The sequence below is a fragment of the Brachybacterium sp. Z12 genome (assembly GCF_014400405.1).
Taxonomy (GTDB): Bacteria; Actinomycetota; Actinomycetes; order Actinomycetales; family Dermabacteraceae; genus Brachybacterium.
This window is the reverse complement of sequence record NZ_CP060496.1, coordinates 1,429,407-1,450,237: the sequence shown is the minus strand read 5'-3', so window position 1 is coordinate 1,450,237 and position 20,831 is coordinate 1,429,407. Positions and strand designations below refer to the sequence as shown.

General features: G+C 70.3%; 19 protein-coding genes and 3 pseudogenes. 6 read left to right on the top strand and 16 right to left on the bottom strand.

The genetic code is table 11. The annotated features are described in order from the left end of the window. Window positions 1-4 precede the first annotated feature (4 nt). The 10 genes and pseudogenes from H3H54_RS07730 to H3H54_RS07690 form a co-directional block, all read right to left on the bottom strand. Entirely contained in the window at window positions 5-550 is a 546-nt protein-coding gene (locus H3H54_RS07730) for a PH domain-containing protein (RefSeq protein WP_262426158.1), read from the bottom strand. Between the two features lie 103 nt (window positions 551-653). Beyond that, a complete protein-coding gene (locus tag H3H54_RS07725) occupies window positions 654-1,163 on the bottom strand; it encodes a DUF3180 domain-containing protein (RefSeq protein WP_262426157.1) in 510 nt (169 codons plus the stop codon). Beyond that, window positions 1,160-2,083, bottom strand: a complete 924-nt coding sequence (folK, locus tag H3H54_RS07720) for a 2-amino-4-hydroxy-6-hydroxymethyldihydropteridine diphosphokinase (RefSeq protein WP_262426156.1) — start codon at window positions 2,081-2,083, stop codon at window positions 1,160-1,162. The genes H3H54_RS07725 and folK overlap by 4 nt, the downstream gene beginning before the upstream one ends. Then, a complete protein-coding gene (folP, locus tag H3H54_RS07715) occupies window positions 2,080-2,937 on the bottom strand; it encodes a dihydropteroate synthase (RefSeq protein ID WP_262426155.1) in 858 nt (285 codons plus the stop codon). The genes folK and folP overlap by 4 nt, the downstream gene beginning before the upstream one ends. A gap of 5 nt (window positions 2,938-2,942) precedes the next feature. After that, on the bottom strand, window positions 2,943-3,509 hold the full coding sequence (gene folE, locus H3H54_RS07710; protein WP_262426154.1) for a GTP cyclohydrolase I FolE: 567 nt from the start codon (window positions 3,507-3,509) through the stop codon (window positions 2,943-2,945). Window position 3,510: 1 nt separating this feature from the next. Next, window positions 3,511-5,534, bottom strand: a pseudogene (ftsH, locus tag H3H54_RS07705) (ATP-dependent zinc metalloprotease FtsH). A 112-nt stretch (window positions 5,535-5,646) separates the two neighbouring features. Further along, complete coding sequence (gene hpt, locus H3H54_RS07700) at window positions 5,647-6,201, bottom strand: hypoxanthine phosphoribosyltransferase (RefSeq protein ID WP_262426153.1); 555 nt, start codon at window positions 6,199-6,201, stop codon at window positions 5,647-5,649. A gap of 44 nt (window positions 6,202-6,245) precedes the next feature. After that, window positions 6,246-6,746 (bottom strand): hypothetical protein, encoded by a 501-nt coding sequence (locus H3H54_RS18835; RefSeq protein ID WP_316249163.1) that lies wholly within the window; start codon window positions 6,744-6,746, stop codon window positions 6,246-6,248. Next, window positions 6,713-7,285, bottom strand: a complete 573-nt coding sequence (gene tilS, locus H3H54_RS18830) for a tRNA lysidine(34) synthetase TilS (protein WP_316249162.1) — start codon at window positions 7,283-7,285, stop codon at window positions 6,713-6,715. Before tilS ends, H3H54_RS18835 begins: the two co-directional genes overlap by 34 nt. 52 nt (window positions 7,286-7,337) lie before the next feature. Beyond that, complete coding sequence (locus H3H54_RS07690) at window positions 7,338-8,744, bottom strand: D-alanyl-D-alanine carboxypeptidase/D-alanyl-D-alanine-endopeptidase (protein WP_262426152.1); 1,407 nt, start codon at window positions 8,742-8,744, stop codon at window positions 7,338-7,340. Between the two features lie 67 nt (window positions 8,745-8,811). Between H3H54_RS07690 and H3H54_RS07685 the strand changes: the two genes are divergently transcribed. After that, a complete protein-coding gene (locus H3H54_RS07685; protein WP_262426151.1) occupies window positions 8,812-9,324 on the top strand; it encodes an inorganic diphosphatase in 513 nt (170 codons plus the stop codon). Between the two features lie 109 nt (window positions 9,325-9,433). On the opposite strand, the gene H3H54_RS07680 is transcribed toward H3H54_RS07685, so the two are convergent. Further along, a complete protein-coding gene (locus H3H54_RS07680; protein WP_262426150.1) occupies window positions 9,434-10,186 on the bottom strand; it encodes a hypothetical protein in 753 nt (250 codons plus the stop codon). A 132-nt stretch (window positions 10,187-10,318) separates the two neighbouring features. Then, window positions 10,319-10,999, bottom strand: a complete 681-nt coding sequence (locus H3H54_RS07675; RefSeq protein WP_262426149.1) for a peptide deformylase — start codon at window positions 10,997-10,999, stop codon at window positions 10,319-10,321. A 236-nt stretch (window positions 11,000-11,235) separates the two neighbouring features. Between H3H54_RS07675 and H3H54_RS07670 the strand changes: the two are divergent. The 3 genes and pseudogenes from H3H54_RS07670 to H3H54_RS07660 all read left to right on the top strand — a co-directional run bounded on the left by H3H54_RS07670 (window position 11,236) and on the right by H3H54_RS07660 (window position 14,444). Beyond that, a pseudogene (locus tag H3H54_RS07670) lies at window positions 11,236-12,320 on the top strand (ABC transporter ATP-binding protein). 155 nt (window positions 12,321-12,475) lie between these two features. Then, the gene (locus H3H54_RS07665) at window positions 12,476-13,717 is read left to right on the top strand and encodes a DUF4032 domain-containing protein (RefSeq protein ID WP_262426148.1); all 1,242 of its coding nucleotides are present in this window, start codon (window positions 12,476-12,478) and stop codon (window positions 13,715-13,717) included. 16 nt (window positions 13,718-13,733) lie between these two features. Next, the gene (locus tag H3H54_RS07660) at window positions 13,734-14,444 is read left to right on the top strand and encodes a YitT family protein (protein ID WP_262426147.1); all 711 of its coding nucleotides are present in this window, start codon (window positions 13,734-13,736) and stop codon (window positions 14,442-14,444) included. Here H3H54_RS07660 and rlmB read toward each other — a convergent pair. The 4 genes from rlmB to H3H54_RS07640 all read right to left on the bottom strand — a co-directional run bounded on the left by rlmB (window position 14,429) and on the right by H3H54_RS07640 (window position 18,664). Then, entirely contained in the window at window positions 14,429-15,403 is a 975-nt protein-coding gene (gene rlmB / locus H3H54_RS07655) for a 23S rRNA (guanosine(2251)-2'-O)-methyltransferase RlmB (protein ID WP_262426146.1), read from the bottom strand. The genes H3H54_RS07660 and rlmB overlap by 16 nt on opposite strands. Before the next feature lie 19 nt (window positions 15,404-15,422). Beyond that, a complete protein-coding gene (gene cysS, locus H3H54_RS07650; protein WP_262426145.1) occupies window positions 15,423-16,862 on the bottom strand; it encodes a cysteine--tRNA ligase in 1,440 nt (479 codons plus the stop codon). 80 nt (window positions 16,863-16,942) lie between these two features. Beyond that, a complete protein-coding gene (locus tag H3H54_RS07645) occupies window positions 16,943-17,425 on the bottom strand; it encodes a phage holin family protein (protein ID WP_262426144.1) in 483 nt (160 codons plus the stop codon). A 51-nt stretch (window positions 17,426-17,476) separates the two neighbouring features. After that, a complete protein-coding gene (locus H3H54_RS07640) occupies window positions 17,477-18,664 on the bottom strand; it encodes a LacI family DNA-binding transcriptional regulator (RefSeq protein WP_262426143.1) in 1,188 nt (395 codons plus the stop codon). A gap of 145 nt (window positions 18,665-18,809) precedes the next feature. Between H3H54_RS07640 and H3H54_RS07635 the strand changes: the two genes are divergently transcribed. Next, window positions 18,810-20,135, top strand: coding sequence for a sensor histidine kinase (locus tag H3H54_RS07635; protein WP_262426142.1), 1,326 nt, complete (start codon window positions 18,810-18,812; stop codon window positions 20,133-20,135). Continuing rightward, window positions 20,132-20,784 (top strand): annotated as a pseudogene (locus tag H3H54_RS07630) (response regulator). Before H3H54_RS07635 ends, H3H54_RS07630 begins: the two are co-directional and overlap by 4 nt. Window positions 20,785-20,831 lie beyond the last annotated feature (47 nt).

Genomic DNA, 20,831 nt, shown 5'->3' with positions numbered 1-20,831 from the left:
CGCCTCAGCCTTCGGGAGCCCGGGCAGGGTCTCCGTGCCGCCACCCCGCAGCGGTGGTGATGGTGAGGGTCGCCAGCCCGTAGCGCCGCTCGACAGGGCCCTCACCGATCTTCACGGACTGGACGCGGCCGTAGGGGATCGTGTGGACGGAGCGGAACATGATGCCGCTGGCGATCGTGAGGTCCTCCTCGCCGTCCAGGTAGCCGATGGCCCGTACCCGGCGCGGGGTCAGCAGCAGGCTCTGGGCGATGAGCACCAGCGGCAGCAGGCCGCAGGCCGCGATCCACCACCACCCGGTCAGCACGGTGCCCACGATCGCGGCGATGACCAGCAGCAGCCAGAAGACGTTCCCGGCGATGCCGCCCACGTAGCGGGCGGGGATCAGCTTCGGGGAGACCGGGCGCAGCCCGTCCGCGCCGAGCCGGCCGGAGGGATCGTCGGAAAGGGTGCGAGCAGGCGCCGCGGGGGCAGTGGGAGCCGCCGCCGGGGCCTCGTCGAGCGATGCGGACTGTGAGATCGGGGGCTCGTGGGGGTCGGGCGCTGAGGTCATGGGAACCATCGTGTCATCCCCAGGCCCCGACCCGCTCCGCCCCGGGGCGGGAGAAGATCCGCCGAAGGTCGAAGGATGCCGGGCACGCTCGTGGCCGAACGGCTCAGCTGCCGGCCCCAGCACCCTCCGCCGAGCCCTCTCCGTCCTCGGGAGGCAGCTGTCCCCAACGCTCGACGATGACGCCCAGCGCCCCGAGCACGATCCCCGCGACCGCCGCGACCGCGGTGGGGAGGATCCCGAGCAGCGGGTCCCCGATGCCGGTGATGAGCAGGAACAATGCCTGGCCGGTGAAGATCCCTCCCACCACCGCGCCGGTGTACGCGCAGGCGCGGGCCAGCAGCACGGTGCGGTAGGCGGTGGGCAGGTCGATCTGGTGGCGGCGCGGCGCGAAGCTGGGGTGCTCCTTGCGCTCGGCGCTCTCGAGCATGTAGCGCCGCAGGGGCAGGCCGTGGACGAGCAGCACGGCGGCCAGCACCAGCAGCACCACGGTGGTCAGCCAGCCGGCGATCGGCAGCGAGTGGCCCCGTGCGGAGAGGGTCTCGAGCATCTGCGCCCCGAAACCTGCCCCGACCACGAGGATCAGCAGCAGGACCGGTACGTTCAGGGGCTTCACGAGATCCCGAACCCCTCGACCTCAGGTCCTTCCTGCAGACCGTCGCGGTCGGTGGTGCGGGCCAGCAGGGCCTCGATCGGGCCGTGGCCGGGCAGCTCCGCCTCAGGGCGGGCCGCATGCCAGGGGGCCAGGACGAAGGCGCGCTCATGGGCGCGAGGGTGCGGCACCGTCAGGGTCGGGTCCTCGCTGGTCCAGTCGCCGTAGGTGATGAGGTCGACGTCGAGGGTGCGCGGCCCCCAGCGCACCAGGCGCTCGCGGTGGGCCGCATGCTCAGCCCGATGGGCCGCGTCGAGCAGCGCATATGGTCCCAGCACCGTGCTCACCGCGATCACGGAGTTCAGGAAGGCGCCCTGGCCCTCGGGCCCGCCGACGGGAGCGGTCTCCAGGACCGGCCCGGCCCACTCCAGCTCGATCCCCTCGGTCGCGGTGAGGCGGGCGAGCGCTCCGCGGAGGTGCTGCTCTCGCTCCCCCAGGTTGGTGCCGAGCGCGAGCACCGCGGTGACCGGGGCGGCATCTCTTTCAATGCTCACGGTGACGTCGCCGACGGGGAGCCCGATGGGCGCGGCGGGTTTGTGGACCTGGATCCCGACGCGGCGCACCAGGGGGTGCCCGGTGTCGGTGAGGATCCGCTGCGCGATCTGCTCTGCGAGGGTCTCGACCAGATCGTAGGGGCCGCCGGTCATCTCCTCATGGACGGCGAGGGCGACCTCGGCGTAGTTCACGGTGCGGGAGAGCGCATCCGCGGTGCCGGCCGGGGTGGTGGACAGGTGGAGGGTCACGTCGACCGCGAACTCCTGGCCCATCCGCTTCTCCTCGGCGAGGACGCCGTGATGGCCCCAGGCGCGGATCCCGGTCACCTCGATGCGGTCCAGGCGCGAGAAGGCATCATCGCAGCGGTGGGAGCAGGGCGGTGTGCTCATCGGCGCACGCTCCGGCGCAGTCGGTCGCCCACCCGCACCGAGGCGAGGGAGGATCCGACGTCGTGGACCCGCACCGCCCAGGCACCGTGCTGGGCGCTGTAGGCGCTGATGGCGGCGGTGGCGAGGTCCCGGTCCACGCCGAGCGCGCTGACGAAGCGCTTGCGGGAGGCACCGATCAGGAGCGGCAGCCCGTGGGAGGCCATCGTCGGCCAGTCCGCCAGCAGCTGCCAGTTCTGCTCACCGGTCTTGGAGAATCCCAGACCGGGATCCGCCACCAGGAAGCGGTCCTCCACCCCCGCCTCGCGCAGCGACTGCAGACGCTCTGCGAGCTCGGCGGCGCTGTCCCGTGCCACGTCCTCGTAGACGGCCAGTTCGTTCATGACGTCGCTGTGGCCGCGCCAGTGCATCGCGATGAAGACCGGCGGAGTGCCCCTGCTCGTGCGCAGCCGGCCCATCTCCCGTCCCATGTCCTCGTCGGCCCGGCCGGCGGAGACGTCGTTGACGATCAGCGCGCCGGCCTCGATGCTCGCGGCGGCGACGGAGGCGCGCATGGTGTCGACGCTGACCACGACGTCCTCCGCGGCGAGGGCGGCGACGACGGGCAGCACCCGGCGCAGCTCCTCGTCCTCGTCGACGCGGGGCGCGCCGGGCCGGGTGGATTCGCCTCCGACGTCGACGATCGCAGCTCCCTGCTCGATCAGCCGCAGGCCGTGGTCGATCGCGGAGGGTGCGTCGTCGTGCTCACCGCCGTCGGAGAAGGAGTCGGGGGTGACGTTGAGGACGCCCATCACCAGCGTGTCGTCTCCGCCGAGACGCTCGGGGAGGCCATCGGGGCGGCGGGACGCGGTGTGCATGTGCCTCACGCCCTGTTGATCAGTGCCATGGCCTCGCCGCGGGTGCTGGCGCTGTCCCGCAGCATGCCGCGCACCGCGCTGGTGACGGTGCGGGCACCGGCGGCGCGCACCCCGCGCATCGACATGCACATGTGCTCGGCCTCGATCACCACGATCGCTCCGTCGGCGCCGAGCTCGTCCATCAGCGCGTCCGCGATCTGGAAGGTCAGCCGCTCCTGGACCTGGGGGCGGCGGGCGTACACGTTCACCAGCCGGGCGAGCTTGCTCAGCCCGGTCACGACGCCACCGCCGGGGATGTACCCGACGTGGGCGGTGCCGTGGAAGGGCAGCAGGTGGTGCTCGCACATCGAGTAGAAGGCGATGTCGCGCACCAGCACCAGCTCCTGGTGCTGGATGTCGAAGGTGGTCGAGAGAGGCTCCTGCGCATCCTGGCCGAGCCCCTCGAAGACCTCGGAGTACATCCGGGCGACACGGGCCGGGGTGTCCAGCAGCCCGTCGCGGTCCGGGTCCTCGCCGATCGCGGCGAGGATCTCGCGCACTGCGGCTTCGACCCGGGGCTGGTCCACGCTCATCTCAGCGCTCCGTCCCGTCGCTGCTCCCGTAGCCGTAGCCGGTGCCGCCATCGCCCGGACCGCCCCCGTGCGGGGCGCCGGGGATCTGGGGCCCATCGCCACCGGGGTGCGGCAGCTCGGGCGCGCCCGGCTGCAGCGGCTCGCCGGCGTCCGAGGACTCGGTCCCGGTGCCGGTCGTGGTCGCACCCACGGAGGGTGCGGCCAGCGCGGGACGCTCAGAGCTGGAGACCCAGACCTCGCGCGGCGGCTGCTTCTTCACGTCGCGGAAGATCTCGGCGAGCTCGTGCTCGTTGAGGGTCTCCCGCTCGAGCAGCTCCTCCACCAGGCGATCCAGCACGTGGCGGTTCTCCACGATCACCGCCCAGGCCTCATCCAGCGCGGTGTCCAGCAAGGTGCGGACCTCCTGGTCGATGAGGCTCGCGGTCTCGGCGCTGAAGCGGGGGCCCTGGGCCTGCTGCATGCCCACGAACACCTCGTCCTGCTCACCGGCCAGTGCGACCTGGCCCACGGCGTCGCTCATGCCCAGCTGCATCACCATGGTGCGCGCGATCTTGGTGGCGTTCTGCAGGTCGGAGCTGGGGCCGGTGGGGTGACGTCGTGGAAGATGCTCTCCTCCACGGCGTAGCCGCCGAGCGCGTAGGCGAGGCGGTCCAGCAGCTCGTTGCGGGACTGGTAGTTGCGGTCCTGGGTGGGCACCACCATCGTGTATCCACCGGCGCGGCCGCGCGGCAGGATCGTCACCTTGGTGACCGGCGCGGAGTTGTTCATGGCGGCCGCGACCAGGGCGTGGCCGCCCTCGTGGTAGGCCGTCATCTGGCGCTCGCGCTCGCTCATCACCTTCGAGTACCGCTGCGGGCCCATCGACACACGGTCGATCGCCTCGTCCAGGGCCCGGTTGTCGATGATCTGGTTGCCCGAGCGGGCGGTCAGCAGCGCCGCCTCGTTGAGCACGTTCGCGAGATCCGCGCCGGACATCCCGATGGTGCGCTTGGCGACGTGCTCGAGGTCGACGTCGTGCGCGAGCGGCTTGCCCTTGGAGTGCACGCCGAGGATGTGCAGGCGGCCCTTGAGGTCGGGAGCCTCGACCGCGATCTGGCGGTCGAAGCGGCCCGGGCGCAGGAGCGCAGGGTCGAGGATGTCCACCCGGTTGGTGGCGGCGATGAGGATGACGTTCTGGTTCTCGTCGAACCCGTCCATCTCCACCAGCATCTGGTTCAGGGTCTGCTCGCGCTCGTCGTGGCCGCCGCCCATGCCGGCGCCGCGGTGACGGCCCACGGCATCGATCTCATCGATGAAGATGATCGCCGGGGAGTTCTCCTTGGCGGTGTTGAACAGGTCGCGCACGCGGCTCGCGCCGACGCCGACGAACATCTCCACGAAGTCGGAGCCGGAGATGGAGTAGAAGGGCACGTTCGCCTCGCCGGCGACAGCCTTCGCCAGCAGGGTCTTGCCGGTGCCGGGAGGGCCGTACAGCAGCACGCCCTTGGGGATCTTCGCGCCGACGGCCTGGTACCGGCCCGGATCGACCAGGAACTGCTTGATCTCGTCGAGCTCCTCGACGGCCTCCTCGGCGCCCGCCACGTCGGCGAAGGTGACCTTCGGAGCCTCCTTGTTGAACAGCTTGGCCTTGGATTTGCCGAACTGCATGGCCTTGCCGCCGCCCTGGGCGTTCATGATCAGGAACCAGAACAGGCCGATGAAGATCAGCAGGGGCAGGAAGGACAGCAGCAGCGTCGACCACCAGGAGCTGGAGGCGATCTCGTCGGTGTAGCCCTTGGCCGGCGCCGCCTCCTCGACGGCCTGGACGATCGCGTCTCCTCGCGCATCGACGTAGGCGAAGCGCACCTCGGTGCCCTTCTTCTCCTCGCCGTCGACGAACTCCTCGGTGAGGACCAGGTCCACCCGCTGCTGGTTGCCGCCGGTGATCTTCGCCTGCTCGACGGTGTCCCCGGCGAGCAGCTCGAGACCCTGCTGGGTGTCGATCTGCTGATAGCCGTCGCGACCGAACAGCGAGAACATGGCCATGCCCAGCAGCAGCGCGACGACGATCCACAGCGCGATGCTCGAGAACGGGCGGCGCTTCTTGCTGCCGGAGCTCTTGTTGCTGCCGGAGCTCTTGGGGGATTCTGCCACGGGATCAGTCCTCGTAGACCGAGCGTGCGAGGACGCCCACGTAGGGAAGGTTGCGGTAGTTCTCGGCGTAGTCCAGCCCGTAGCCGATGACGAATTCGTTCGGGATGTCGAAGCCGATGTACTTCACGTCGATCTCCACCCGCGCGGCATCGGGCTTGCGCAGCAGGGCGGCGATCTCCACGCTCTTAGGCCCGCGCGAGCGCAGGTTCGACAGCAGCCACTTCAGGGTGAGCCCCGAGTCGATGATGTCCTCGACGATGAGCACGTTGCGCCCGGTGATGTCACCGGAGAGGTCCTTGAGGATGCGCACCACGCCGGAGGATTTCGTCCCCGACCCGTAGGAGGAGACGGCCATCCAGTCCATCTCGACCTTGAGGTCGATCTGGCGTGCGAGATCGGCCATCACCATCACCGCGCCTCGCAGGACGCCGACCAGGACCGGCGGCTCGTCCGCGTAGTCCGCGGCGATCTGCTGACCGAGCTCGGCGAGCCGGTCGCGGATCTGCTGCTCGTCCAGCAGCACGCGGTCGACATCGGGGTGGGGGTGCGTCTGGGGCACGCGGATCTCCTCCATGAAACGTGGTGGGGTGCGTCAGCCGCGGATCACGGATCGAGGCGGCGCCACACCAACAGGCCGTCGCGGCGAGCGACTTCGATCCTACCCGGAACGGGCACGGCAGCCTGACCGCGCCATGAGACGACCAGCGCATCGATCGCGAGCACCTGTCGCCGAAGCAGGGACTTCGTCGAACCTGAGGAGCGGTCGGGGCGGATTGCGCGGTCAGCGGAACGTGAGGCGTCGCGCAGGATCCGGGTGCGCAGCGGTGCCGGTGCGGCGGCCAGGGCGTGCACGTCCAGCAGGAGCAGGTCGCCGTCCTCGCGCAGCTCGCCGCCGTCCCGGCGCAGGGAGACCAGCAGCTCCCGGGCCTCCTCGTCGAGGTGGTCGACGTCGGGGCGCACCAGGTCCGCGGTGCGTGCGAGGTTCTCGTCGATCTGGTCGCCGAGGATCTCCCGTAGGAGCGGCAGCGCACGGTGGCGCACGCGGGAGCGCAGCAGCGTCTCGTCCGCGTTCATGGGGTCCTCCCACCACTCCAGGTCGTGCACGCGGCAGATCTCCTCGGTGTCGGCGCGGCGCAGGGCGGTGCTCTCGTCCCTCCCGGTCCCCAGGAAGGGCCGCAGCAGCGCGCCGCGGGTGCGGGGGATCCCCGCCAGCGCCCGGGGCCGGCTCCGCGGGCCAGGCCCATCAGCACCTGCTCGGCCTGGTCGTCGAGGGTGTGGGCCATCAGCAGGGCGATCGCCCCGCGCTCCTCGAGGGCCGCCTCGAGGGCGGCGTGGCGTGCGATCCGGGCGGCGTTCTCGATCCCGCCGGGCGCGTCGGCGTCGACGTCGACGCGCAGCACGTGCGTTTGGACGCCGAGCCGCTGCGCCTGGACGAGCGCACGCTCGGCGACCTGTGCGGAAGATTCCTGCAGCCCGTGGTCGACGATCGCCGCCTCGGTCTCGAGCCCCATCCGGGACCCGACCCAGGCGGTGGTCGCGAGCAGGGCGAGGGAGTCCGCTCCCCCACTGCAGCCGACGAGCAGGCGGGGCGAGAGATGGCCGACGGCGGTGTCGTCCGCGAGCTGCTCGAGACGCGCGGTCACCGCCGCGCGTACGGCGGTGCGGGCACGGGCGACGACGGGAGGGGGCCGGCCATCATCGGACCACCATCTCGGCCGCGATCTGGTCGACGGCGGCACGTGCGGCATCAGCATCGGCCCCGTCGAAGCCGTGCACCACGATCGAGTAGCCGACAGTGCGGTCATCAGGCAGCACGGCGACGCCGGCCAGCGTGGCGGCTCCGCCGAGGTAGCCGGTTTTGCCACGCACCAGCCCGCTGGCCTCGTCGGTTCCCTCTGCATCGAAGCGTTCCGCCAGCGTGCCGGAGAGACCGGCGATGGGGATGTCGAAGAGGATCTGCTCGAGGCTGGGCACCTCACCGGAGGCCACCTCGGCGAGGACCGCGGACAGCAGCGCGGGCGGCACCCGGTTCTGACGCGAGAGGCCGGAGCCGTCGTGCAGCTCGAGGGAGGCGAGCGCCTCCGCCGGCACCGCGAGCTCTTCGGCCAGCTCTCGGATCTCGGCCTCGACCGCGGCGGCGGCCCCGGCAGGCGTGGTCTCCTCCCCTCGGGAGAGGGCCACCAGGTGGGCGAGCAGCTCCGACGTGGTGTTGTCGGAGATCAGCAGGGTTCGGCGCACGATCTCCTCGAGCGGCTCGGAGTGGATCTCGACCGAGGGCGCCGCATCGGGCGCGGCGCCCTCGGAGACCTCACCGGTGACCTCGATCCCGGCATCGGACAGGAGCTGCGCGAACCGTTCGGCGGCGTCGCCGGCCGGGTCGAGCGATTTCGGCCCGTACTGCTGGCCGTCCAGCCATCCGCCGTCAAGCGCGAGCGACGCGGTGGGGGTCACCCAGCCGTCGGCGGCGCCGTTGTTGCCCCAGGCCGCGTTGTGCCCACCGACCAGATAGCTGTCGTCGTAGGCGACCGAGACCTCGTCGATCTCCTGAGTCGATGCCAGCTCGGCCGCCTGGGTCGCGAGATCGCGCAGCTCCGCCTCACTGAGAGTCATGTCACCGCCGCCCACGAGGGTGACCACACCGTCCTGGACCGTGGCCCGCGTGGTGAGCACCTCGTCGCCGCTGTACTGGCGAAGCACCGCCGCGGCGGTGAGGAGCTTGAGGGTCGAGGCGGGCACGAGAGCGGTGCCGGACTGGCGCTCGGCGACCACCTCCCCGCTGTCGGCATCGACCACGCTGAAGGCGAGGCCTCCGTCGACGACGGGCAGCGCCGCCCCGGCTGCCATGCGTTCTTCGAGGTCAGTCACACCTTCGGGGGCAGCCGATGGCGCGGCGGGGGACAGCAGATCCTCGGCGCTCAGCCGCTCCCAGTCCTCGGCGACGGCTCGCGGGCCGGATGCCGGTCCCTCCTCGACGGTGCGCACCGTGATCACCCCGGGGAAGGCGTCGGTGAGGTCTCCGAGCACGTAGAAGCTCGTGGGCACCGCCGCGCACATCACGATCGCAGTGGTGCGCCAGATACGATCTGTTGCTCTCAGCGCCATGCCCCCACGATATGGTGCTCTGGTCATTACCAGTGGCCCATGGGGCCGGAGCAATGGAGCGGCTGTCGTGGAATTCGACGTGACCATCGAGATCCCTCGCGGAAATCGAAACAAGTACGAGGTGGACCACCACAACGGACGGATCCGGCTTGACCGGATGCTGTTCACCGCCACTCGCTACCCGGATGACTACGGCTTCATCGAGGGGACTCTCGGCGAGGACGGCGATCCGCTGGACTGTCTGGTCCTGCTCGAGGAGCCCACGTTCCCGGGCTGCCTGATCCGCTGTCGCGCGCTCGGCATGTTCCGCATGCGCGATGAGGCGGGCGGCGACGACAAGATCGTGGCGGTGCCCGTGGGCGATCGCCGTCAGGTCCGTCGCCAGGAGCTCACCGACGTCTCGGAGTTCCATCGCCTGGAGATCCAGCACTTCTTCGAGGTCTACAAGGACCTCGAGCCGGGCAAGAGCGTCGAGGGCGCACATTGGGAGGGCCGCAGCGACGCGGAGGCGGAGATCCGCCGTTCCTACCAGCGTGCCGTCGGCACCGAGCACGCCAACGACTTCACCCAGGACGTGTGAGGTTTCCCGGGAGCCGCGGCTCCCGGGAAACCTCACCGTGCAGCAGAAGAGGGCCGACCCTGTGGGGCCGGCCCTCTTCTGCTGCGGCCGCCGAGGGGCGGAGCGGAGCTCAGGCCGTGAGGCCGCCCTGCTGGGCGAGCTCGCCCTCGAGTGTGGGCCCGTGCGCGAAGATCTCGAGCATCGCCTCCACGACCGACCTGGACACGGCCCTGGCGCCGAAGCCGCCGAGCACGGCACCGATCCCGAAGGGCAGCAGCCGCATGAGCCACAGCTTGCCGGTCCGCGCCACCACCCGGCGGCGCACATAGCGCGAGACCTGCTTGCTGATCAGGCCCGGCACGAAGCCGCCTCCTCCGCCCAGCACCGCCTGCCACTGCAGTCCCTGCTTGCCCATCGTCTTGGCGATGATCTCGGTGCCGCGCTCTCCGCCGAGCACGCCCATCAGCACCAGACGCCGGGTGTTCTTGTCCGTCATGTCGACGCCGTGGATCTCGGCGGAGGCGAGGGTGAGGAAGGCGCACGCCTCGGCGAAGGAGACGCCTTCACCGACCGTGAGGGCGAGGGCGGCCGCAGTGCCCAGTCCGGGCAGCGCTGCGACACCGCCGATGCCCGCCCCGGTGAGCGTGGTCAGGGCTGTGAAGCGCTTGGTGACGTGCTCGAGGAGCTGCCGGTCGGTGGCCTCGGGATGCTTCTGGCGAAGTTTCGCCACATAGCTGTGGGCGAGCGGGGACTGCACCTTCAGCGCGGTGTCGATCAGCCCCAGCCAGCGCTCGTCGATCTGCTCGACCAGCTCATCGTTCCCGGGCAGCGCCTCAGGTCCGTGCGGGTCGTGGTTCGGGGTGTTCGGGTCGCTCTTTGCCACCGTCGGCTCCGTTCTGTCGGTTGGGGAACAGGGTCAAGCTATCGCGACGACCCGGGACATCCTGAAGGGTTCGTCGATCGCCCCGGCGCGGCGGGACACTGCGGCGGGCGGCTGCGCGAGCCGCCGCGCGCCTCAGCCGATCACGACCTCACCCTCGCCCAGCTCGGTGATCTCACCGGTCAGTCCGAGCCGTCGCACCGCGTCATCCAGGTCGGCGTAGTGCCCGGCGTATCCGGCATCCATGAAGGAGCGCGGGACCGCCACGTCATGGCAGAGCGTCCCGGCCAGGTGGTCGGTCTCGTGCTGGAAGATGCGGGCGGTCCAGCCAACGTGCTCCTCGTCGATCTCCTGCATCCGCCCGTCCTGCAGCAGCTCTGTGGCGCGCAGGCGCACCCGGCGCGATCGCGGCACGATGGACTGCCAGCCATCGACCGAGAGGCACCCCTCGAAGGCGTAGACCCGCTCGGTGCCGAGCGGCTCGACGACCGGATCGAGCAGGAGGCGGAGGGCCAGCGGTCGCCGCTCGAACAGATCGTCGTCAGGGTCCTCCTCATCGGAGGCGAAGCTGTCCTCGACCACGTAGAACCGCAGCGGCAGGCCGATCTGCGGTGCCGCCAGGCCCACGCCCGGGGCGTCACGCATCGTGATCGTCATCGCCTCGGCGAGCTCGAGCAGCAGCTCGACGTCGAGCCGTTCGAGGGCGGTCACCGCCTTCCGGCGCAGCGCGGGATGCCCTGCCTGCACGATCCGCAGGGGAGCACTCTCCTTCTCGCGGCGGTCGAGGATCTTCCGGGTCAGCTCAGTGATGTCCACTCCCCCAGTATCCCGCAGGCGCACCCCTTCCCACGCACTGCCGACCGCCCCGCCGGAGAACGCTGTCCCGACACGCGAGACGGACGGCCTGGGTTGTCTCCGCGCGAGTGAGAGCTGGGATACACTCACTCGAGCCGGTGCGAAGAAGCACCTCCCGTGAGAGCGACCTCGTCCCGGCCACGTATCACTTCACAACGGACCGTCCGGCACGTACCTGCCGGTGAAGGAGAACCACCATGGCAACAGTCACGTTCGACAGCGCCTCGCGCGTCTACCCGGGCCAGGAGCGCCCGGCCGTCGACAACCTCAACATCGAGATCGGCGACGGCGAGTTCCTCGTCCTGGTCGGCCCCTCCGGTTGCGGCAAGTCGACCTCGCTGCGCATGCTCGCCGGCCTCGAGGAGATCGACGCCGGCCGCATCCTCATCGGTGACCGCGACGTCACCGATGTGCCGCCGAAGGACCGCGACATCGCGATGGTGTTCCAGAACTACGCGCTCTACCCCCACATGTCGGTCGCCGACAACATGGGCTTCGCCCTGAAGATCGCGGGCAACCCGAAGGCCGAGATCCGCAAGCGCGTCGAGGACGCCGCCGAGATCCTCGACCTCACCGAGTACCTCGACCGCAAGCCGAAGGCCCTCTCCGGTGGTCAGCGTCAGCGTGTGGCCATGGGCCGCGCGATCGTGCGCTCGCCCCAGGTGTTCCTCATGGATGAGCCGCTGTCGAACCTCGACGCGAAACTCCGCGTCTCCACCCGTACCCAGATCGCGTCTCTGCAGCGTCGTCTGGGCGTCACCACCGTCTACGTGACCCACGACCAGACCGAGGCGATGACGATGGGCGACCGCGTGGCCGTCCTCGATCGTGGCGTGCTCCAGCAGATCGACTCCCCCGCCGCATGTACGACCACCCGGACAACGTGTTCGTGGCCGGCTTCATCGGCTCCCCCGCGATGAACCTGTTCGACGCCCCGCTGTCCGATCAGGGTGTCGAGTTCGGCGGCGCCGTGATCCCCGTGGACCGCTCCACCCTCTCCGAGACCGATCAGACCACGGTCACCGTGGGTGTGCGTCCCGAGGATCTCGAGCTCGCCCCCGACAACCAGGGTCTCGCCGTCGAGGTCGACCTCGTCGAGGAGCTGGGCGCGGACGCGTTCATCTACGGCCGCCGCGCCGGCAGCGACGAGACGGCCAAGCCGTTCATCGCTCGCGTCGACGCCCGTCGTCCTCCGGCCAAGGGCGAGACGGTGTACTTCCGTCCCTCGCCGGAGCACACCCACCTCTTCGATGCGAAGAACGGTCAGCGCCTGGGCGACTGAACCGCAGCAGAAGCACCGCGCGACGGGCGTCCGGCTGCTGCCGGGCGCCCGTCGCCGTCGTCCGAGGCCCTGCCTCGCGGTGTGCTGTCCGTCCCGTTGACGTGACATCATGCCGGGAGTGCTCGAAGCGTCTTCGCTCGGGAGAGAATGGAGCAATGGCACCCCTGGAGATCACCGCGTCCCGTGCAGATCCGGCACTGCTGGACCTGCCGTGGGAGCAACCGCTCGAGCAGTGGCCCGAGGACATGCTCGCCGCGCTCCCGCGTGGCATCTCCCGTCACGTCGTGCGTTTCGTGCGCGTCTCGGGACGGGTCCTCGCGCTGAAGGAGATCTCCCGCGATCTCGCACAGCGCGAGTACGACATGCTCCGCATCCTCGGCCGGCTCGGCATCCCCTGCGTGGAGCCCTTCGCCGTGATCTCGGGCCGGAGCACGCCGACGGGAGAGCCGCTCGACGCGATGCTGATCACCCGGCACCTCCAGTTCTCCCTGCCGTACCGCGCAGTGTTCAGCCAGGTCTCGCGCCCGGACACGGCCCACCGGCTGCTGGACGCCCTGGCGGTGCTGCTCGTCCACCTCCACCTCGAGGGCTTCTACTGGGGTGACGTCTCCCTGTCCAACACGCTCTTCCGCCGCGACGCGGGGGCCTTCGCCGCCTACCTCGTCGACGTCGAGACCGGTGTCCTCCATGAGCGGCTCACTGTCGGTCAGCGCCGCTACGACCTCGACCTGGCACGCACCAACATCATCGGCGAGCTGATGGACCTCCAGGCCGGGGACATGTTCGATCCCGAGGCTGACCCGATTGCGGTAGGTGATGACCTGGTCTCCCGCTACGAGGAGCTGTGGGAGACGCTGACCTCCCGGGAGCGGTTCTCCGCCGATGAGCGCTGGCGCGTCTCCGCCCGCATCGAGAAGCTCAATGCGCTGGGCTTCGACGTGGGCGAGCTCGAGATCACCACGGACCTCGACGGCACCTCGCTGTCGATCATGCCGAAGGTGGTCGATGCAGGGCATCATGCACGCCGGTTGATGCGCCTGACCGGCATCGACGCGCAGGAGAATCAGGCTCGCCGCCTCCTCAACGACCTCGACCAGTTCCGTGCCGACACCGAACAGCAGCTCGAGGACGAGGAGTTCGTGGCCCACGAGTGGCTGAAGGATCACTATGAGCCGGTGGTCCGTGCGGTGCCGCGCTCGATGCGCTCCAAGCTCGAGCCGCCGGAGTTCTTCCACGAGATCCTCGAGCACAAGTGGTTCCTCTCCGAGCAGGCTGGGCAGGATGTCAGCCTCGACGACACCGTGCGCCACTACATCCTCAACGTCCTCATCCACCGTCCGGACGAGCGCTCGCTGGTGACGACGGAGACGTCCGCACTGCCGATCTTCGAGTCCTGAGAGGGTCGGGCGTCCCATGCGCCGTGCACGCGACAGCGCTCCGGCGCGGCTGAACAATCTCTCCCTCCGCGACCAGCTGGGGGCCGACCGGCTCGCCCTGCGCCTGCTCCAGATGATGGCGGGGCTCACCGGTTTCGGGTTCTCCCTGGCGCTGCTGCTCGAGTCAGGACTGGGAGGAGCACCGTGGGACGTGCTGCATGCGGCGATCGCAGATCACATCGGGCTGACCGTGGGGACGGTGAGCATCGCAGTGAGCTTCGTGCTGCTGCTGGTGTGGGTGCCGCTGCGGGAGAGGGTCGGGATCGGCACGGTCGCGAACGCGATCTGGGTGGGCGTCAGCGTCGACCTGGGGATGCTGCTGCTCCCCGAGGCCCGCACAGTGCCGATCGCCCTGGCGATGATGGCCTCGGGAGTGCTCCTGAACGGGATCAGCGGCGCGGCGTACATCGGTGCCCAGCTCGGCGCTGGGCCGCGTGACGGGCTGATGACGGGGCTGGGGCGGGTGCTCAGCAGGCCCGTGGGGCCGGTGCGCATCGTCTTGGAGGTGACCGTGCTGGTGACCGGTTGGGCGCTGGGCGGCCCGCTCGGGGTGGGCACCGTGGTCTACGCGATCGCGCTGGGGCCGGTCATCCAGCTCACGCTCCCGCACGTGACGCTGTCCGTGCGGACGGTGCGCGGCCGGGAGGTCTCCCGGCCGCTGCCCCGCTCGCCTCAGCCCAGTCCCTGACTCTCCCTGACCCCGGAGAGTTCGTAGAGCGCGATCGCGGCGGCCACCGAGGCGTTGAGCGACTCCGCGCGCCCGCCCATCGGGATCGAGACCACCTGGTCGCTGATCTCCCTGGCCAGGCGGGAGAGCCCCTTGCCCTCCGCACCGACGACCAGGGCGACCGGCTGGGTGCCCAGCTCGAGCTCCCGCGTGGTCACATCGCCCTCGGCATCGAGGCCGAGCACGAACACGCCCTGCTCCTTGAGGGAGGTCAGGGTGCGGTTGAGGTTGGTGACCTGGGCGACCCGGATACGGCCTGCGGCGCCCGCGGCGACCTTCCAGACGCTCGCGGTCATCGACACGCTGCGCCGCTCGGGCAGGATCACCCCGTGCGCACCGAAGGCGTCCGCAGAGCGGAGGATCGCGCCGAGGTTGCGGGGATCGGTGATGCCGTCGAGAGCGACCAGCAGCGGCGGCTCGAAGCGATCCGCGGCGATGCTCAGCAGCTCATCGACCTCGGCGTACTCGTACGGCGGGATGGTCAGCGCCACACCCTGATGCACGGAATGATCGGTCATGCGGTCGAGGTCGGTGCGGGTGGCCTCTGCGATCGGCAGGCCGCGCGCGGTGGCCAGTCGCATGATCTCGCCCACCCGCTCGTCGGTGTCGAGGCGGACCATGACCGTCAGCTTGGTGGCGGGCACGTCCTCCCGCAGCGCTTCGAGCACGGAGTTGCGGCCTGCGACCTGATCGCTGCCGAGCTGCTTGCGCGCGCTCTTGGCGCCGCCGGGCGCTCGGCGCCCGGTGGATCCGCCGGCGGATCCAGAGGCCCCCTTGTACGCCTTATGAGCGGGACGGTCCTCGGCCCTGGGGGTCGGGCCCTTGCCTTCGAGAGCTCGACGACGCACACCGCCGGAGCCGACGGTCGCGCCCTTCTTGCCCTTGCGCACCGCACCGCGGCGCGAGCTGTTTCCTGCCATCTGGCGTCTCCTCAGTCCTTCAGTTCTTGGTCTCGAGGGCCCATCGGGCGCCCTCCTGGCCGTCCTCGATACGGATCCCGGCAGCGGTCAGCGCGTCGCGCAGCGCATCGGCGCGGGCCCAGTCCTTCTCGGCGCGCGCCGCTTCGCGGGCTGCGAGCTGGCTGGTGATCAGTGCATCCAGCGCGGCATGCTCAGCGCCTGCCGCCCCAGAGGTGCCGCCCCATTGAGGGGACAGCGGGTCCAGGCCCAGCACGTCCAGCATGGCGCGGAGCCGGCCGAGTCCGGAGGCGACCTCGGGGCCCAGCGCGCCGGCGGCGAGCAGGGAGTTCAGCGCCGACTGCTCGCGGTGGATGACGGCGAGGGCCTCGGGCACTGCGAGGTCGTCATCCATCGCTGCGACGAAGTCCGCGGGCAGCTCGATCGTGCTCAGCTCCGCCTCAGGAGCCGCGGAGGGGTCCTCGCCGAGCAGCTCGGCGGCGCGCCGCGCGGTGGCGCTGAAGCGTTCCCAGACCGTCTCCGCCTCGCGCATCGCGGTCGCGTTGTACTCGACGGTGGCCCGGTAGTGCCCGCTCACCAGAGCGAGCCGCACGGCCGGCGTCGGGTGCTCGGCCAGAGCTTGCGCGGAGGTCACGAAGTTGTCGAGGCTCTTGCCCATCTTCTGCCCGTCCACGGTGAGCACCCCGGAGTGCATCCAGAGCTGGGCGAAGCCGAAGCCCGCGGCGTGCGACTGGGCCTGCTCGTTCTCGTGGTGGGGGAAGCGGAGGTCGAGGCCTCCGGCATGGATGTCGAAGGTCTCGCCGAGGTACTTGCGGCTCATGGCGGAGCATTCGAGGTGCCAGCCCGGTCGTCCCCGACCGAAAGGCGTGTCCCAGGACGCGGAGGCCGGCTCCTTCGGCTTCGCCGCCTTCCACAGCGCGAAATCGCGAGGGTCCCGCTTGCCGGGTTCCATCTCCTCGCCGGCGTCCTGCATGTCCTCGAGGGACTGGCGGGTGAGCGAGCCGTAGCTCGGGTGGGAGGCGACGTCGAAGTAGACCGAGCCGTTCCCGTCGGCGTAGGCGTGCCCGCGCTCGATGAGCAGCTGCATCAGCTGGATCATCTCGGGCACGTGCCCGGTGGCGCGCGGCTCGTAGCTGGGGCGGCGGTTGCCGATGCGGTCCAGGGCGTCCTGGAACTCGCGCTCGAAGCGCAGGGACCACGCCCACCAGTCGGCATCCGCCTCGGCGGACTTCACGAGGATCTTGTCGTCGATGTCGGTGACGTTGCGGACATGGGTCACCGCGAGGCCGCTGCGCTCGAGCCAGCGCACAAGCACGTCGAAGGCGAGGAAGGTGCGCAGATGTCCGAGGTGCGGGGCACCCTGTGTGGTCGGACCGCAGACATACAACGACACCGCCCCCTCGCGCACCGGGGTGAACGGTGCGGCGGTACGGGTGGCGGTGTCGTGCAGGTGGAGAGTCACTCCCCCAGGGTACTGCCCCGCAGCGCGGCGGATGGCCCCGGCTCGCGCGGGGGCAGGCGCGTGGGTGGTGCGTGGGCTGCTCAGTCGGTGCGGGCGCTGACCTGCTTGCCGTAGAGCTCCTCGAAGGTGTCGTCATAGGAGACGGCGTTCTGACGCCGCTTGCCCTGGACCGCGTTGACGGCGGCCTGGGCGGTCTCGATCGTGGTCTCGGGGGCCTTGAGCTTCTTCGACACCAGGAAGGCGACCAGTCCGAAGATCGCGCCGAGCAGGACGAACACTCCCGCGACGATCAGGAATGCGCCCCAGGCGGGAAGGCCCAGCGCCTCGAGGCCGGTGGCGGCGGCGAACAGCAGCATCACCCAGGCCGAGAGGAGGAGGAACAGCAGCACGGCTGCGCAGGCGGCGATGATGCCGACCTTGATCGCAAGTGCCGTGAACTCCTTCTTGGCGATGTCGATCTCGTGGTGCACGACACCGAGGAGCTCGTCACGGATGGACTGGACGAGCTCTCCGATGGACCGCTGGGTGGGCGGCGTGCTCGGGTCGTTCGTGGTGTTGATCATGATCGGAGCCTATCGCAGGGAGGAGGGCGTTCGTGAGTTCCGGGGGCGGGGTCAGTCGACCGAGATCCGCTTGCGCTTGGTGGTCTCGGGGCGCGGGCCCGCGGAGGTCGTGCGGCGCACCACGATGGACGGCGCCACCGCCACATCGCGCGACGGACCCTCGTGACCGGAGACTCGTTCGACGAGGAACTGTGCGGCGAGCGCACCGAGCCGATCGGAGTTGGGGTCGACGCTGGTCAGCTGCGAGACGCCGGAGGAGGCGAGGGAGGTGTTGCCGTACCCGGCCACCGCCAGCTCCTCGGGGACGGAGAAGCCGGCGTCGCGGGCCGCAGAGAGCACTCCGACGGCGGTGACGTCGTTGGCGCAGGTGACAGCGGTGGGCACCCGGCTTCCTCGCAGCAGCATCGAACCGGCGGTCTGGCCGACCTGCTCGGTGAAATCACCGGGTTCGACCCGTGCCGCCTCTCCGAGGCCGTGACGCTCCGTGGCCTTGCGGAAGGCCTCCGCCCGCTCACGGGCCACTGCCGCCCCGACTCCGCCGACGTGGGCGATCTCGCGATGCCCCAGGCTGACCAGGTGGTCCACGAGCAGCCCCTGACCCACCTCATCATCGATGCGGACGGTGTCGAAGCGGCCGACGAATCCCTTCGAGCAGCCGATGCCGACCACGGGACGGTTGCCGGCGGCCTCGAGCACGCTGTCCATGTCTGCGAGGTCGGAGATCATCAGGAAGCCGTCGACCCCGAGGTGGACCAGGTTCTCGATCGCGTCGGTGTCCGCGGCGACCGGGTACTCGGGGAGACGACGACGAGTGGGGACGACGACAGCGGTGCGCCCGGTCGCGGTCAGCTCGATGCGGATGGCGCGCACCAGATCGGAGATCCAGGTGTTTCGCATCGTGTTGACGAGCACCGCGACCACGCCGCGATGCTCGGTCTCCTCGCTGAGCTCTGCGAGCGGGAAGTTCAGCCGCTCGGCGGTCTCCCGGACGCGGCGCATCATCTGCGGCTTGATCTCGTCGGACTCGCGCAGGGCACGCAGCGCGACCGCGCTGGAGATCCCCAGGGAGTTCGCGACGTCGTGCAGGGTGCCACGGTCCTGGCCGTCGTCGCTGAGCTCCGCGGCGGTCCGCTCGACGTTCTCGATGACCTGGCCGATGGTACCGGCATCACGCTGTGGGTCCCCGGAGTCGGAGATGGGGTCGATGGACTCGTCGGATGAAGTGGCGTCACTGCTCATGCACCCATTGAACCGCATTCTGAGCCCCGATCCGCATCGGTCCGAGCGGAGTTGCGTCACGGAGCGACCCGACCGGGGTTTTCCCCGGTGGAGCGGAGGGCGGGCACCCTGGGGTGCCCGGCATCGGTCCGCATAGTGTCATGGCATGGACGACACCTCTGCCCGGGGCGCACCGCGACCGCGTTCCCGGCTCACCCCCGCCTCCCTCGCCTCCGTGGTCGTGGGCGGACTCCTGTTCTGCAGCTGGTTCTGGATCAGTCTGACGCTCTTCGTGGCCGGCCTGACGAGCCTGCCGGCGCTCGGCACCGGACTGCTCCTGCTGATCCCCTGGACGCTGCTGATGCAGCTGGCCGTGCGGGTCGAGCGGCGCCGGGCGGTCGCGATCCACGGCATCCCCGTGATCCTGCCGCCCCTCCGCCGCTCCCGCCGCGCTGGTGCCGCCGGCTGGCTGCAGAACCGCTGGTTCGAACTCGGCACCGGCGCGTTCTGGCGCGGGGTGCTGCACCATCATCTGGCGATCCTGGTCGCAGGGGCCTTCTTCACGGCCTTCCTGCTGCTGCTGTGGCTCGGCTGGGCGGGATGGGAGACCGCGCTCGCCCACGGACCGGTGGAGCTGGGAACGCTCGAGCTGTCCCGCTGGACGCTCGGCGGGATCGGCACGGTGAGCCTGCTCCTGGCTGTGGTGATGCTGGCACTCGGCGCCCTGGCAGATCGCGGACTAGCCCGCGGGCTGGTCTCCGGCTCCGAGGACGACCTGCGAGTGCAGGTCGCCGAGCTGGCCGAGCGACGACAGGGTGCCGTGGACGCCGCGGCCCAGGAACGGCTGCGCATCGAGCGCGATCTCCACGACGGCGTGCAGCCCCGCCTGGTGAACCTCGCGATGACACTGGGGATCGCCAAGAACACCGTCCGGACCGACCCCGAGCGCGCTGAGCAGCTGGTGGGCGAGGCCCACGCGGAAGCCAAGTCGGTCATGACCGATCTGCGGCAGCTCGCCCGCGGCATCCACCCTGCCGTCCTCACCGACCGTGGGCTGGATGCGGCCCTGTCCGCACTCGTCGCCCGGTCGCTCGTCCCGGTGGAGCTGCGGGTGGAGCTGAGGAATGACACCGGGCCGGGGCTCGACCGGGAGCTCGAGGCCGTCGCGTATTTCGTGGTCGCCGAAGCGCTGACGAACGTCGCCAAGCATGCCGAGGCCTCCACCGCGGATGTCTCGGTGACCCGGAACAACGACGTGCTGCGGGTGCGTGTCGAGGACGACGGGCGCGGTGGTGCACAGGTGCGCCGTGACGGGCTGTCCACCGGCCTCGCCGGGCTCACCGACCGGGTTCGCGCCACCGGCGGCCTGCTCGAGGTGGCGAGCCCACCCGGAGGCGGCACGGTGCTGGTCGCCGTGATCCCGCTGACGGGACGCACCGATCCCGTTGCCACCACCATCTCTCACCCCACCACCCAGGAGGCCCTCCGATGAGGATCGTGATCGCCGATGACGCCGTGCTGCTGCGCGCAGGGCTCGAACGACTGCTCACCGATGCGGGCCACGAGGTGGTCGCTGCCGTCGGCGATGGCACAGCACTGCTGAGCGCGGTCTCCCAGCACCGCCCTGATCTCGCGGTGATCGATGTGAGGATGCCGCCCACCTTCACCGATGAGGGGATCCGGGCCGCTGTGCTGATCCGCAACCAGGATCCGGAGGTGCCGCTGCTCGTCCTCTCTCAGTACGTCGAGGAGCGCTATGCCTCCGAGCTGATCGCGGACTCCCCACCGGGCTGGGGTACGTGCTCAAGGACCGGGTCGCGGACGTCGACGACTTCCTGGGAGTCGTGGCCGATGTCGGCTCCGGGGGCACCTGGCTGGATCCCGAGGTGATCCAGCAGATCTTCATCCGCTCCCGTCGCCGGCGCACCCTCGAGGGCCTCACCCCGCGTGAACGCGAGGTGCTCTCGCTGATGGCCCAGGGCCGTTCGAACCAGGCGATCGCCGACACCCTGTTCGTCTCCGCCGGCAGCGTGGAGAAGCACATCTCCTCGCTGCTCGGCAAGCTCGACCTCCCGCCCGTGGACGGGGAGAACCGACGCGTCATGGCAGTCCTGCGCTATCTGGAATCAGAGGAACGATGATGACCACTGCTCCCCCGCTCACCCGGCGCAGACCGCACAGGCTCCGC